We start from the raw sequence: 16,140 nt of genomic DNA on the forward strand, positions 1-16,140 counted from the left end.
TCTACACCGTTTTGCGCATCGTAGACCTGCACACGATCGACATAGATACGCACATTCTGCTTTGCCTGCGCCTCCCTTATGATGAGCGTGTAAGGCAATTTAAGCGAGAAGGGGAAATCATATGAAAAAGCTTCGCAGAGCTTCATTCGTACTGGCAAGCGCGGCCCTGCTGACGGGCATGCTGTCCGCCTGCGGCACCAGCAACGACAATAGCAATAACGGGGGCAACGCGGGCAACGCCGGCACGACGAACGAAGGCACGAACGCGGCGGCCGACAACGGCGGCAACGCGGCGACGAACGATGCGCCGGCGAACGACGCGTCCACGAAGAAGATCACGATCAGCATCTATTATCCGACGCCGGATCTGGTAGAGAAGCGGGCGCTCGAGGACGACAAAATCAAACGCTTCAACGAGAAATATCCGAACGTCGAGATCGTGAAGAGCGACTGGCAGTACAACCCGAACGAGATCGGGATCAAGATGGGCGCGAACGAAGCGCCGACGCTGTTCAACACGTACGCGACGGAAGGCAAGTTCCTCGCGGAGCGCGGCTGGGCGGCCGATATCACGGACCTGTTCAACGCCTACGAGTTCAAGGATCAGATGAATCCGATCCTGCAGAACCAATTCATCATCGACGGCAAAGTGTACGGCATCGCGCAGCAGGGCTACGTGACGGGCACGGTCGTCAACAAGAAGATGCTCGACGACAAAGGGGTGGCGGTTCCGTCGTACGACTGGACGTGGGACGACATGCTGAACACGGCCAAAGCGGTCGCCGATACGAAGAAAGGCATCTCCGGCATCGCGCCGATGGGCAAAGGCAACGAATCCGGCTGGAACTGGACGAATTTCCTGTTCGAAGCGGGCGGCGAGATCCAAACGGTCGACGGCGGCAAAGTAACGGCGGCGTTCAACTCCGATGCCGGCGTGAAAGCGCTCGAGTTCTACCATAAGCTCGCTTGGGAAGCGAACGCGATTCCGAAGGACTTCGCGCTCGGCTGGGGCGACGCGGTCGGCGCATGGGCGCAGGGCCGAACGGCCATGGTCATCGCGGGTCCGGACGGTCCGGTCGACCAAGGCTTGAACCAAGGCGGCATGAAGCCGGAAGACATCCTCGTCTATCCGATGCCGAAAGCGGACGCGAGCGGCAAGCACACGGGCGTGCTCGGCGGCGACTTCCTCGTCATCAATCCGAACGCGACGAAAGACGAGCAGGAAATGGCGTTCCGTTACGCGACGTTCGATTACTTCTCCGACAAAGGGCTGGAGTCCGTCGAAGCCAGCATCCAGCAGCGCAAGACGGACGGCAAATTCTTCGTGCCGCCGGTCATCCAATACTTCACGGACAGCTCCGACTACGGCCAGAAGGTGAAAGCCGTTTACGACAAATACGACAACGTGTACCAATACAGCCCGGAAATCATGAGTCTGCTCGACGGCAAGCCGGAAGCGCAATTCAATACGCAGGACTACTATGCGGAGATGACGCTGAACGTGCAATCCGTGTTCTCCAAGAAAGACGTCGACATCAAGGCGTCGCTCGACAATTCCGCCAAGAAGATGCAAGAGAAGTTCTACGACAACATTAAAGTGCAATAAGCGATGGCGAAACAGGGTCGTGGAAACACGAGAATGATGTTGTTCGCGGCGCTGATACTGGCGGCGCTGGCCGGGGCGTTCGCGTTGCGAAGCGCCCTGTTTCCGTCTCGGGCGGTTCATTTCGAAGCGGACGACGGGCTGCTGCGCATCGGCAACGACAAGTACGAGATCGCTTTCTCGGACGAGAACGGCGGCATCACCTACGTGCAAGACGAAGCTTCCGGCAAGCGATTGACGGCGGGCAACAGGCAGGGGGCGCTCTGGTGGGGGATTCTGCAGGACGAATCCTCCGTGAGCAGCGTGCGGAACGCGCCGTTCAGCTACAGCTGGAATGCGAAGCGCGCGGCGCTCGCGCTCCATTACGGCGGACAGCTGCAAGTGGACGTGACGGCCAGCTTCGACCGGACCAACCGCATCGTGCTTGAAGCGGCAGTTGTTAACGGCACGAAGGAAACGATTCAATCCTTCCGTTTCCCGTACGAGCTGAAGTTCGCCGCCGATGACGTCGTGGACGGCATGCTTCCCATGCTGCCGGGCGCGAAGCTGAAGCCGGCGTTCTTCACGGAAGGCAATGCGTACGCGGGTCAATATCCGGGCGTCATGTTCGCTTCGTATACGGCGCTGCGGACGAAGAACGGCAATCTGGCGCTCTACGATATCGGCGGCAAACCGACTGCGACGACGCAGCTGGGCTTCAAGAATCAGACGGACGACGCCGGCAAGAGCGCGTTCGTCCATGACTACAGCATCTGGACCATGCCGGGCGGCAAGTGGCAAAGTCCGGCCGTCGTGCTGGAGGTTGGCGGCGACTATCCCGATTCCATCGGCTCTTACCGTACGCTGAACGGCATCGACGCGTACCGCTCGGTGGACGACAAGCTGGACGCCGAGAAGGCGCATGCCGCGGGGCTCCCGCTCTACAAGCTGGATATCGCCGCGCTGGGCAGGGAAACGTGGACGTCGCTGGAATCGACGATCGTCGATAAGCTGCCGTACAGCGGCATCGTCCACCTGGTTGGCTTTCAGACGGGCGGCCACGACGAGAATTACCCGGATTTCGTTCCGCCGGCCGAGCAATGGGGCAGCATGGACGATTTCAAAGCCTTCATCGAACATGCCAAGACCAAGGGCAGCCAGGTAGTGCCGTATACGAATTTCTCCTGGTGGGGCGTTCATTCGCCAACGCTCGCGGGGCTTCCGGACGGCGTGGCGCTTGCCGATATCGTCGTGCAGCAGCAGAACGGCGAGATGCTGAAGGAGGATTACGGGGAGCACAGCGGCTACGTCATGAATCTGAATCATCCGTTCGTGACGTCCCGCATCGCCAAGGAGCATGAACGGCTGCTGGAAGCGGGCGTGGACGGGATATTCGAGGATCAATGGGGCATTCGCAATGCGCCGTTCGCGGCCAATTCGGGAGCTCCGAATACCGATCCCTGGTCGGCTTATTTCGAAGGGGTGCGCAACTACTTCGACTCGCTGAATACGCGGATGTATACGGAAGACGGCACGGATGTGCTGGCGGACGACAGCATCGGGTTCATGGGCACCAATTATCTATGGGATCTGCTCGGGTATCGGAAGAACACGGCGAGCTACACGGACTATTATCCGCTTGCCGGCATGCTGCTGCGCGACAAGGTGCTGCTTTATCAGCATGATTTGGCGGCGGAGACGATGACGGATAACAAGGATATGCTTCGCTGGAATGTTGCGATGGGCTACAATCTGAGCGGAGACCTGTATACCGGCGTCAACAATCCGTGGATCGACGTCATCGGCGTCTTCCAGAAGTACGTGCTGGCGGATTATGCGGACGCGCGCGTCCGCAGCTACGATGCGATCGACGCCACGACGACGCGGACGGATTTCGGCACGCATACGGTCATCGCCAACTGGGATACGGAAAAGCCGTACAGCCTGGATGAGCAGACGACCTTGTCCGCCGGCGGGTTCGAGGCGTCGGCCGAATCCGGCACGGTCCGGGCCGGCAGCTATATCCGCTACAACGGCTTCGACCTCGATCCCGGCGAGCATCTGCTGGCGGAGGTCCGCGGCAAGCGGGACATTCGCATCTACCAGCCGCTCGGCGCCGATACGACGCTGCGGGTGAAGACGATGGCGGGCTGGAAGCATGCGGCCGCCGCGGCTTACACGGCGGATGGATCGAAGATCGCCGATATTCCCGTGGCGGAGCAGGGAGACTGGCTGCAGGCGGATTATATCGCGAGCATCCTCGGCAAGCGGACAGCCTATATTGCATTCGCATCCGCGGATCAAGCAAGCGCCGTGAAGGACGTACCGTTCAAGAAAACGAAGTCCTCCGTGAATGCGGCGCTGAAGCACGAGGCCGACTCCTCTACCGACGCGAACGCGGAGCTGACCGCGGACCTGGCCGTCGACGGCGATCCGTTCACGTATTGGGAAAGCCTCGGCAATCGATTTCCGCAAAGCATTACCGTGGATCTTGGCCGTTCGCAGAAAGTCGGACGGGTCGTGCTCAAGCTGCCGCCGATGGACGCTTGGGAGTCTCGCGACCAGTCGATCCTGATTGAAGGCAGCGACGACGGGGAACAATTCAAGGCCATTATACCGAAGCAGACGTATACGTTCGATCCGGCGAAGGAGAACACGGTGGAGATTCGGCTGGGCGGGCTTTCATCGCGGTACGTGCGGCTGGTCATCGACGGCAACACGGCTTGGCCGGCTGCGCAGGTGTCGGAGTTGGAGGTTTACGGCGAATAGGGATTAAAAAGGACTTTAGAGGGATTTAGAATGATTAAAAAGAGGTTCCGATTCAATCGGAGCCTCTTTTTCGTTTGCCCATATGCCGTATCGCATTCGTTATGCTGGAAAGGTGTGGTAACCTCAACAATTTCTTCATCTATTTTTAATACGCAACTTACATTTCCTAACTATGATCGCTTAGATGTGAATCATTTGCTAGATAGAGAAAATGTTTCAGAGCAATAGAGAGAATACGCAACCGGGGATAGGAGAGAGGAGAGAAAGGTGAGATTTCGCGTACAAGCAGGCGTCGTGCTGGCTGCCTTATGGATGTTTTTCGCGATATTCGGAGGCACGGCCGAGGCGCATTTCAGCTCAACGGGATTTTCGGATATTACCGTCAAGGACAAGAGCCTGGAATATAATCTATTCCTGCTGGAGAAGGAGCTGCTCGAAGCGCTTCCGACCATCGATCAGGACGGAAATGGGCAAATCTCGGAAAGCGAGCTTGCTGGAGGAGACAAGGTACTTGACGCTTTAATTTATGATCGCTTAATCGTAACCGGCAACAGCAATGTGGGTACAGGGATTATACTCGCGGCGAAACATACGGAGAAGGCTAAAATGCCGATGATCGAGCTCGACATCAACTATGATTTTGCGGAGCCTGTCGACCGGTACATGGTTCAATATAACTTTTATGACGGTACGAACCCCGATCATCGAAGCTTTGCAACCATAAGAATGGGGCAGCAGTCGATCGTACAAATCATCAACAGCTCCAACAATATCCTACAGATGGAGGGCTATCACGGAGCTGCCGCCGGAGTGGATTCCCAAGCAGGCGATAATTCCGAGCAGCAGGCCAGCCCTCTCGTAACCTCGTCCTCATGGACGAGCGTGCTGAAAGAGTATACGCAAATGGGAATGGAACATATCTGGTCGGGCGCCGACCATCTGCTGTTCCTCTGCGGCTTAATTCTTGCAGCTCGAACGAGCGGATGGAAAATGCTGAAACTAATCTCGGCTTTTACGGTGGGACACAGCATTACGTTGGTATTATCGGCGCTCGACCTGGCGTCGTTGTCCCCGCTAATTGTTGAACCGCTTATTGCGCTCAGCATCGTATTCGTCGCATTCGAGAATATGTTCCGCAAGAGGTTTCCGAAACTGGAGAGCAAGCAAATCGTGGTCACTGCCTTGTTCGGCATGATCCATGGATTCGGCTTCGCCGAAATCCTGCACGGGACGATGGCGGGCAATATTGCTCTGCCGCTCTTTTCGTTTAACCTAGGTGTCGAGATCGGGCAACTGGCGGTTCTCGTGATCGTAGTTCCGGTATTATGGCTGATCTTGAAGCTGTTTACAACCCAGAGCCGCCAGGTCTGGTGGACGTACGGGACTTCATCGCTCGTCGGAATCATGGGTCTCTATTGGCTGGTCGAGCGCGTTATAGCAATCTAGTAACCACTATACTTTTAAAGGATGTGTCTATTGAATGTTCAGCAAGAGATACAAGAAATGGATCTCCAGCACCTTGTTAACGACGATGCTGATGAGCTTGTTCTCATCCGTAACCGTGGCTGCAGCAGAAGAGAATACCGTGCCGGAACTATTCGTATCGGAAATTCATCCGGATGTGGAAGGAACGGACGATTATGAGTTTTTCGAAGTATATAACAATTCCAACAAGACGCTGAGCTTGAACGAATATTCCTTCATCTATCGTTATCCGACTTCCACGCCGGATGCGACCTTTACATTCGGCTCGAAATCGCTTGCTCCGGAGCAGGTCATGGTGTTCTGGTACAATCCGAAGGGCTTCGCGTTGACAGATTTCAATACCAAGTACGGCGTGAGCCTGACGGACAGCCAGGTCGTTCAGGTCGCCGGCTTCAGCGGCTTCTCGAACACCGCTGACCGCACGGTCGTCATCAAGAACGGCCAAGGCACGGAAATATCGAAATCCAGCTATGCGGCGGCCACGGACGTAGGAGCTGGCCTTGGCGACCACTACAAGCTGCCGGCAAGCGGCACGCAAACGGATAAATTCGCCGTCAAGTCGCTTCCGACTCCTGGAGCGCTGGCAACTGAACAGATTCCATCCGTTCATTACCAATTCCCTGATCTGCCTGCCAGCGAACCGCCGGTCATTACGCATACGCCGGTCACGCAAGGCAGCAGCAGCGAAGACCTGGTCATCACCGCGACGATTACCGATGCGGACGATACGCCGACGGCTGCAGTTTATTACAAGAAGCCGTCAGACGCGGCATTCGCTTCCGTACCGATGACCGTTACGGAAGGAACGACTTTTTCTGCAATGATTCCGAAAGCGGCCCTCTCCGGAACGGAGCTGCAATACTATATTGAAGCTTCGGATGCCGTTAACCACGTGAAGTCTTTGACTTACACGGCAGCCATCGAGCAAAGCGGCTTGGATTTCTCGAAGGTTCCCGTTTTGCTCGTCACGGAACTTGTTCCGGATTCCGTGAACGTGAACGGCGTAAACTCCGATGCTTACGAGTTCGTGGAGCTGTATAATAATACGACTCGCCCGATTGCGCTCAAGGATTACAAGCTGATCTACCGTTATACGGACGAGTCTTCGCCGGATGCGGCTTGGGAGCTTCCCGGCAGCGCGGTCATCCCGCCGCTCGGCACGGTCGCATTCTGGATCAAGAACGGTGCCAACGATAAATTGGCGGCAGCGGATTTTAATGCCAACTACGGCACGAACCTTACGGAGAACACGAATTTATTCCAAATCGACGGCGGCGGAGGTATGGCCAACGGCGGCAAGCGCAAGGTTGTCGTCGCATCCAAGGCAGGCAAGGAAATCGCAGAAGCGTTCTATGAGAACGATGCCCAGACGATAGAGAATAAAGGCATATTTTATCAATATCCAACCGACGGCTCGAATCAAATGCACCTTTACAACGCAGGTGTCGATGCAGCTACGCCGGGCTCGGTGGAAACGGGGTTGGTTCCGGTGCAACCGGCTCCGGCCGTGAATAAATTACCGGTCATTCAACATACGCCGCCGGCGTCGGGCAGCATCGATCAAGATCTGGCCGTACAAGCCGACATTGTCGACGAGGACAGCGGAGATACGATTACGGCATCCTTGCATTACAAAGTAGGCGATGCATCCGATTACACTTCCATGCCGATGGCGGCCGGAGCCGGCGACACGTTCTCCGCGTCCATTCCGAAGGAAGCGTTGACAGGTACGGAATTGCAATATTACATCCAAGCCGATGACGGCACGGATACCGTGAAATCAACCGTTTATAACGTTACCATCGAGACGGGCAACGTGGACTTCTCGAAGCTCTCACCGTTGATGGTGACGGAAATCGTGCCGGACTCCACGAACGTAGGCACGGCAGACGGCTATGAGTTCGTCGAGGTCTACAACAATACGGATCAAACCGTTAACTTCAAGAACTATAAGCTTCAATATCGTTACACCGATTCGGGACCTGATGCCGACGTCGTCTGGCCGACGGATTCCGAAGAGATCCTTATTCCTTCGAAGCAAACGATGGTGTTTTGGGTCATCAACAGCCAGAACAAGCAAAAAACCGTCGCCGACTTCAATGCCGTTTATGGCACGAGCCTGATCGAAGGAACGAACATCGTCAAAATGTACAGTGACGGCATGGCGAACGGCGGCAAACGCGGCATCGTAATCACGACGAATACAAAGACGGACATCTCGGCCGTCTATTATGACAACGATGCGGAGACGGTTGCGAATAAAGGTATTTTCTATAAATACTCGCCAACCGGCAGCATCACGATGATTAAATACAGCGCGGGCGTAGACGCTGCGACTCCCGGTTCGGTATCGTCGGTTCAGGTACCGCTTATTACGGTCAAGCAGCCGCTCGATACGACTAATCCGACGTATAAGGATTTAACGAATACGCCAGAGATCGATAAAGCGAAAAACCTGCTGATCACGGCGGAAGCGCATGACGAGAATTTAGTGAAATCCGTTGCTTTGTTCTACAGGAGCAACCTCGATGCGCAATATACGAAGCGTTATCTGACGGAAAGCTTCGATGATACTTTATATCACTACACGATCTATTCGCCTGAACTGATCGGACGCGATTATATCGAATACTATTACGTCGTTTCCGATGGCAAGAATGAAGTAACGTCCGAAAAATACCGTACGACGATCAACGGTAACGCTGATCATTCGGATTTGCGTCTGAATGTGAAGGACGACGAGGTGCTTGCAGGCACGAAGGTGATTAAAGCGACTTCGGAGAATGCGCCAGCCTCGGAGCTTCATCTGACGATCGATCAGAACGAAGCGACGGACGGAAGCTACGCAGCCGTGGAGCAGGATGCCTATTTCGCTTTCGAAGCGAACGGCGTCAACTACTACTTCAAGAACGGCGTAACGGCAGGCCAAGAGATCTTATCGATTTTCCAAGATCCGATTAACAGCTACACGACGTTGACTGTGCCGATCGAATCGGAGCGCTTGAAAGGCGGCAGCAACATCATCTCGATCCGAGCAGGCACGAAAGCTTCACCTTTCGATGACCGCGCGGAAGAGAACAAGGATGATTTCACGGTGCGTAACGTACGGCTCGTATTCGCGGACGGCACGGAGATCTTCGACGATCGTTATAAGAACCGCGATACGGTTATTCCGATGGGCGACAGCGCCGGGAAAAATCCGGTCGTCGATTTCAACTTCGTCATTCCGGACGAGCTGCTTGCATCGAAGGCCTATGCGCTCGATACGACTAAACTGACCGACGGAAATCATACCGTGAAAGTCAGCCACTCCCAGTACGGCGAGAAATCGGTGCATGTGACTGTGGACAACACCGCGCCGGTCATTACGACGACTCTCGAAGACGGCAAGGAGTACCGTGGCCCGTTCATGATCGACGCAGAAGCCAAAGATGCGTTGGCAGGCGTGGAGGACGTGAAAGTATGGCTTGACGAAACGCCTGTTAAGCTTCCTTACGCAACTTCTTCAAAGGACCTTGCGGCAGGCGAGCATGTACTTATGGTTCAGGCAACGGATAAAGTCGGGAACCATTCGCAGAAGGAAGTAACCTTCTCCGTTCCGGACGAGAATCCGCTGAAACCAGAGCTCGTGTCGCCAGCCGACGGGGCAACGGGCATCGACCGTAACGCCGAGCTTACGGTAAAGGTCAAGGATCCTACGAGCGACAAGATGGACGTATCCTTCTACCGCGGTTTCAAATACGATGCGGCGAACAAGGACGGCTTCGAAGGCTTCCGCAACGCGGCGGATGTCGAGCCTCCGAAGGAAATCGCCCCTGCAGGGGAAAAAGCGATGTCCGAGGATGACTATGCGCAGATCAGCGCAGTCGACGGGCAGTATCTGACCGATGATTCGACCACTCAATTCCCGTATCAGCGGTTCCAAGTGCAGCTTGATCCTTCTGTGAAAGATACCGATCAGATCGAGCTCAGCTGGAAAGGAAAATCGCTCGAAGGACGTAAAGTCAGCTTGTACGCTTGGAGCCCTTCCGAGAAGAAATGGAACAGCGTCGATTCCGTTGTAGCGGGAGTGGAAGACTTTTCGCTCGGTGCGTGGGTTACCGCCGGTGATTACGAAGACAATCATGCACTTCAAGTGATGGTGCAGGACGAGCTGCCCGCGTCGCAAGAGGATTACGATTTCTCCTTCGCTTGGATGTCCGATACGCAATATTATTCGGAAAGCTATCCGTATATCTATGAAGATATCGTGCATTGGATCGCGGATAACAAAGAGAAGAACAAAATCGATTATGTCATCCACACCGGGGACATCGTCGACGAAGCGGACAAAGAGATTCAGTGGCAGCGTGCCGATGCCGACATGAAAGTGCTCGAAGACGCAAAAATTCCTTACGGCGTGCTTGCGGGCAATCATGACGTCGATCATCAGCTCGGCGCTTATGATTACTACTGGAACTATTTCGGCGAAGACCGTTTCAAGGATCAGCCGTCGTACGGCGGTTCCCTGGATAACAACCGGGGCCATTACGACCTCATTTCCTCGCACGGCAATGATTTCATTATGGTCTACATGGGCTGGGGGATCCGCGATTCGGATATCGACTGGATGAATGAAGTGCTAGCGAAATATCCTAACCGCAAGGCGATTCTGAACTTCCATGAATTCCTGCTCGTATCCGGCAACCGGGCTCCGATCGCGGATAAGATTTTCGAAGAAGTCGTGAAGAAGAACAAGAACGTATTTGCCGTCTTGTCCGGCCATTACCATAATTCCGAGCTGCTTGTCGATGATATCGACGATGATGGCGACGGCAAGAATGACCGCAAAGTGTACCAAATGCTGTCCGACTATCAGGGCGGCCCGGAGGGCGGTCAAGGTTATATCAAGCTGCTGCAGTTTGATATCGCCCACGACAAAATGTACGTGAAGACGTACTCGCCGTATTTGGACGATTATAATTTCTATGACGAAGATCCGAGCAAAGATGAATTCACGCTTGATGTCGACCTGACGCCTCAAGTGAAACGCGTATCGACCGACTACATGGGCGTCAACGTCTATTCCGATCAACCGATCGGGAAAGAGGAGCAGGTGACTAGCGGCGAGCAGGCTTCAGCGACTTGGAGCAATCTTAGCGCGGGTGCCAAGTACCAATGGTATGCGGCAGCGGAAGATGCTTATACCGGAAAAGGCTTGTCCGATATTTGGAGCTTCACGACAGCCGATGGCGGAACCGACGCGACGGCTCCGACGTGGACCGAAAGCAGTTTGACGGCATCGGCTATCGGCAAGACGACGCTGAAGCTGACCTGGACGGGAGCTTCGGACAATATTGGCGTCACCAAGTACAAGGTGTACAAAGATAATGTCGAGCTAGCGACCGTAACGGGTACGAGCTATGACGTAACCGGATTGACGGCGAACACGTCGTACACGTTCAAGGTAGAGGCGGGAGATGCGTCCGGCAACTGGAGCACGAACGGACCTTCGAAAACCGAAAGAACGTCGGCGGATACGACTACAGGTGGAGGCAACAACGGCAACAACGGCAACGCCGGCAATGGCCAAACGCCTGAAATCACGCCGGTGAAAACCGAATACGGAGCAAGTATTAAAGGTTCCGCGTCCGGCGAAACGTTCACGCTGCCGGCCAAAACGCTGGACCAAGCCATCGCCATGCTTACGGGTCAAGGCGGTCAAACGATCGCGATCGCGGCGGATTCCCCGGGAATCGCGAACGTGGAACTGCCGGCGCGCGCATTGCTAGACGCGCTGAAGACGACGCCGAATCTGACGATCTCGATCCAACTTGACGGCGCAAGCTATGATCTGCCGATCAGCGCGCTTAACCTTCCGGCGACAATTGGCACTGATGCCAAAATCATCATCAAGATCGATCAAGTAAGCAGCGCATTGTCGCAGACGATAGCGGACAAAGCAGCGCAAGCCGGCGTTCAGCTGGCAGGAACTCCCGTTCAATACGGCGTATTCCTGCAATCGAACGGCACGACGCAGGAGCTTCACGAGTTCGGTCACACGTACGTATCCCGTACGATTGAAATCGACCGGACGCTGGATGCTTCGAAATCCACGGCCGTGCTGTACAACGAAGAGACAGGCGAATTCACCTTCGTTCCGGCGACCTTTAAAACGGTAAACGGACATACGATCGTGACGATTCAGCGTAACGGCAACAGCGTTTATGCGGTTGCGCAGCTGAACAAAACGTTCGGCGACCTCGCCAGCCACTGGGCCAAAACGGACGTGGAGCTGATGGCATCCAAACTGATCGTCAAAGGCCTCAGCAACGATACGTTCGGTCCTAATGCCGCAGTAACCCGTGCGGAATTCGCTGCCATGGTCGTTCGTGCGCTCGGCATCTCCGAGGATCAAACCGGAGCAGCCTTCAACGACGTCGACGGTAAAGACTGGTTCGCGGGAGCGGTCGGCGCAGCCGTGAAAGCAGGCCTTGCGAAAGGTTATGAAGACGGAAGCTTTAAGCCGAATGCCTCCATCAACCGTGAAGAAATGGCGGTCATGATCTCGCGCGCGCTTGCCTTTACGGGCAAACAGCCGAATACGAACGGCACGCTGCCGCTCGACGTATTCAAGGACAAATCGGCCATCGAAGCTTGGGCGGCTGCATTCGTGGCGCAAGCGGTCGAGGCCAAAATCATCGAAGGCAATACAAATGGCAACTTCGCTCCGGACAACAAAGCTACTCGCGCGGAAGCGGCCGTCATGCTGAAGAGATTGCTGGACTACGCGGATTTCATCTAAAGGCATGACGAAATACGGCAAGACGACATACTGAAACAAGAGATCGTGCTAAATGCCTCTTCGCTCCGGCGAGGAGGCATTTTTCATTTGGCTGGAGAGAGGAAGAAAATGGGTGATTAATAGAAGGGACCGCATTATAATCAAGGTATTGCGCAATACAGCCTATGATGGGGGTTTGCTATGAAGACGATTAGAAACGCACTGTTTCTCCTGTTGCTGACGCTGATCGCGACTCAACCCGCGACGGCCGCTTCCAAGACGAACAAAATCAAAATTACATTCATCGGTGCCAGCTTGGTGGAAAATAATCACGTTGGCAACGAATGGTGGACGGGCGGTTACGTGAACGGCAAAGAGATCCAAGAAGGCGATGCAGTCACGTTGAGCGTCAAATCGACGGGAACGATCACCTTGAAAGCCGAAGCGCAGGAGCAGGACAAGATTCCGGATGACGGGCAAGTGAGCGCCTCGCTAAAAGTAGCGTCCATCACCAAAACCGTGAATAAAGCGCTCACGGTCACCGTCGTCGAGAATCGCGGACGTTATTCCGGCAACGCCGCGAAATGGAAATTCTCGTTCAAGCTAGAACGGGTTTCATAAGAGCACGTAATGCCTGCACGTAATGCCTGCCCGTCACAGGGCAGGCATTTTATATTGAATTTCGGATGCTGTGGTTATACACTAGATGAATCACTGATACATCTGCGTATGCAGTCGTACATCGAAGGGGATTCGCGCGTTGAACGGAAAAGAACTGCGAGAGAAGAAAGAGAAGCTGGTCAAGGGGCCCTTCGCGCTGTACGAGCAAATGCGCCTCAAAATCATGGAGCTGATCGAGGAGCGCGGGCTGCGGCCGCATGATCCGGTGCCCTCCGAGGGCGAGCTGGCCGACATGTTCGGCGTCAGCCGCCGTACGAGCAAGGAAGCGCTGCTCGCGTTGGCCAAGGAGGGCATCGTCTACCGGATGCCGCGGCGCGGAACGTTCCTGGCCGAATACGGAGACGGCCATGCCGCGCCGGCCGGACTTTCCGACCGGGTGATTACCATGGTCGTGCCGGCCATCGACGACTTCGTCGGCCAGATCATGACCGCCGCGCTGCCCGCGGCGCAGGCCTTGGGCTATGAGCTTCTGTTCCGCGTGGCAGGGGACGACCACGATAAAGAGGAAGCGCTGCTGCGCGAACTATCGGAGGACCGAGGCATCCGCGGCATCATCCTGTTCCCCGGCGACAGGCGGGCTTGCGGCAATCAAGTGCTGCGGCTGCACTTGGCGAATTATCCGATCGTCATCATCGACCGGGCGTTCCGCGAGCTCGACATTCCGAACGTCTGCCATGACCATTATGGCGGGGCTTATGAATTGACGACGCACTTGATCGGCGCGGGCCACTCGCAGGTCGGTTTCGTATCCGAGGAAATGGCCGGCGTCATGAGCCGCGAGGAGCGCTATCAAGGCTATATTCAGGCGCATGTCGCCGCGGATCTCCCTGTTAACCGCAGCTTGATCTATGCCGATTACGGCAACAAGGAAGCCGATCTGGAAGCGTTCATACGAGCGGCTTCCGCGATGACGGCCGTCTTCTGCTCCAATGACTACGTGGCGCTTGCGGTCATGAAAGCCGCGCACCGGCTCGGCATCGAGGTGCCCGGGCGGCTGTCCGTCGCGGGTTTTACCGACTCCCGCATGAACGGCCTGCTGCCGGTGCCGCTGACGAGCGTCCGCAAACCGGCCGGCGACCTGGGGCGGGCGTGCATCGATCTGCTGATTCAAGTGATCGGCGCGCCTGAAGGCACGCGAGTGCCGTCCGTGAAGCTTCCGACGAAATTGATTTTGCGGGAGAGCGTGGCTGCCCCTCGTTAATGTAAATGTAAGGACTCGGCTGAACGATGCCGGGTCCTTTTTCTATTTTCGGCTCATCGTGCGTGACGCTTGATTTCATCCATCAGATAGGCGCTGTAAGACGGACTGATCGTCTCCGCCGCTGCCCCGCTTCCTTCCGACCAGCATAGAACGGGCGGGTCATCGCCCTTGTCCAATTCAAAGTAATAGATGACCCAGCCTTGATGCATCGCAAAAACAAACGCCGTTTCTGGGAGCGTAAAGAGATCGCCGTTCTCTCGCAAAAGCTCCCTTGCCTCCGGTTGAAGCTCCTCCAGCACGGAGAAGCTCGCGTCCGTTCCCCGAAAAAGCTTGCCCGACTCATGGCCGGCCGCGGATAAATACGCGCGGTAAGTCAGGGGGAGCGGGCGGGCGAACCCCCGCTCCAGCGAGGCGATCTCCTCCATCGAGCACCCTTTGAACGGAGCCCCGTAATCTTGCAGTTTATATTCGTACAACAAGGCCATGATGCTCTCCCGATCCATAAGTCTCACTCCTACGTCCGTTTCTAATGTCGCTCCTACTTCCGTTCCTATTTTCGACTCCTTTATTTTCGCTCTATCGAAACCGACGAGCATGCCACTACTCCATTCAAGAATCATCAATCGATATCCTGCCGAGTTATCGGCGGGTATTTGGGATGTGCAAAAATGGATTGTAAGTATCAGTGATACATAATAGTATTAATTTATGTACTAGATGTTCATCTGGTTTGTCCATGGGAGAGGATGGCGGGAATGACTGTTGATCTGAAGCTTGGCGTCAATCTGGGTTTTGCTGTCAATAAGTACGTGGAACCGGAGGTTTGGGCCCGTATCGTAGCGGAGGAGCTTGGGCTGACCTATGTGCAGTTCGTCGCGGATTTGCTGAATGCGTTTCTGCCGGAAAGCGTCATTCAGCGGCAGTTGGAGCAGATTCAAGAGAATACCGCGAAGTACGGCCTGCAAATCACGAGCACGTTTACCAGTTCGTTTACGCGGGTGAACCACTTCATGCATCCGGACGAGGCGACGAGGCGCACGTGGCTCGATTGGTTCAAACGCTTCGTCGATATTTCCGTCGCGATGGGCGCGACGTCGACGGGCAGCCACTTCGGCATTTTGACATTTGCCGATTACGACAACCCGGAGCGCCGCGAATTCATCATCGGGGAAGCGCTGAAGAATTGGCGGGAGCTCAGCTGGTACGCCAAGGAGAAGGGCATGGAATACTTAACGTTCGAGCCGATGTCCATTCCGCGCGAAATGGCCAACACGGTCGAAGATTCGAAGGAACTGCTGGAGCGGCTGAACGACGGCGCCGGCATTCCGTTCAAACTGGTGCTGGACGTCGGGCACGCGCCGCATCCGAACGACAGGGACCCGTACCGCTGGGTGCGCGAGCTGGGCAGCGTGTCGCCGATCATTCATATTCAGCAGACGGAGCTGAACCACAGCCGGCATTGGCCCTTCACCGACGAGTACAACGCGCTGGGCATCATCCACGGCGAGCCGCTGCTGGCAGCGTTGGAGGCCTCCGGCGCGAAGGAAGCGGAACTGATCTTCGAGCTCTCGCACCGCGAGGCCTGGTCGACGGAATTCCGCATCATCCAAGACCATAAGGCTTCCGTCGATTACTGGCGGCAGTTCGTCAAGGCGTAGG

8 protein-coding genes are annotated in these 16,140 nt (G+C 55.5%); 7 read left to right on the forward strand and 1 reads right to left on the reverse strand.

Going from position 1 to position 16,140, the window contains the following annotated elements:
* Nucleotides 1-121 precede the first annotated feature (121 nt).
* The 6 genes from GT003_RS06970 (at nt 122) to GT003_RS06995 (ending at nt 14,481) form a co-directional block, all read left to right on the forward strand.
* Nucleotides 122-1,606: an ABC transporter substrate-binding protein gene (locus GT003_RS06970; protein ID WP_161695829.1), complete on the forward strand. Its 1,485-nt coding sequence runs from the start codon at nt 122-124 to the stop codon at nt 1,604-1,606.
* A gap of 3 nt (nt 1,607-1,609) precedes the next feature.
* The gene (locus tag GT003_RS06975) at nt 1,610-4,351 is read left to right on the forward strand and encodes a discoidin domain-containing protein (RefSeq protein ID WP_161695831.1); all 2,742 of its coding nucleotides are present in this window, start codon (nt 1,610-1,612) and stop codon (nt 4,349-4,351) included.
* A 267-nt stretch (nt 4,352-4,618) separates the two neighbouring features.
* A complete protein-coding gene (locus GT003_RS33000) occupies nt 4,619-5,797 on the forward strand; it encodes a HupE/UreJ family protein (RefSeq protein WP_161695833.1) in 1,179 nt (392 codons plus the stop codon).
* A 34-nt stretch (nt 5,798-5,831) separates the two neighbouring features.
* A complete protein-coding gene (locus tag GT003_RS06985; protein ID WP_161695835.1) occupies nt 5,832-12,620 on the forward strand; it encodes an S-layer homology domain-containing protein in 6,789 nt (2,262 codons plus the stop codon).
* 180 nt (nt 12,621-12,800) lie between these two features.
* Complete coding sequence (locus GT003_RS06990) at nt 12,801-13,220, forward strand: hypothetical protein (RefSeq protein ID WP_161695837.1); 420 nt, start codon at nt 12,801-12,803, stop codon at nt 13,218-13,220.
* A gap of 139 nt (nt 13,221-13,359) precedes the next feature.
* Nucleotides 13,360-14,481 carry a GntR family transcriptional regulator gene (locus GT003_RS06995; protein ID WP_161695839.1) on the forward strand — a complete coding sequence of 374 codons (1,122 nt, stop codon included), beginning with the start codon at nt 13,360-13,362 and terminating at the stop codon, nt 14,479-14,481.
* 53 nt (nt 14,482-14,534) lie between these two features.
* Here the strand turns inward: GT003_RS06995 and GT003_RS07000 are convergent, their stop codons facing one another.
* The gene (locus GT003_RS07000) at nt 14,535-14,984 is read right to left on the reverse strand and encodes an SMI1/KNR4 family protein (protein WP_161695841.1); all 450 of its coding nucleotides are present in this window, start codon (nt 14,982-14,984) and stop codon (nt 14,535-14,537) included.
* Between the two features lie 252 nt (nt 14,985-15,236).
* On the opposite strand from GT003_RS07000, the gene GT003_RS07005 reads away from it, so the two are divergent.
* Nucleotides 15,237-16,139 carry a sugar phosphate isomerase/epimerase family protein gene (locus GT003_RS07005; RefSeq protein ID WP_161695843.1) on the forward strand — a complete coding sequence of 301 codons (903 nt, stop codon included), beginning with the start codon at nt 15,237-15,239 and terminating at the stop codon, nt 16,137-16,139.
* Nucleotide 16,140 lies beyond the last annotated feature (1 nt).

Origin of the sequence: Paenibacillus sacheonensis (genome assembly GCF_009909195.1) — a bacterium.
Classification (GTDB): Bacteria; Bacillota; Bacilli; order Paenibacillales; family Paenibacillaceae; genus Paenibacillus_Z; species Paenibacillus_Z sacheonensis.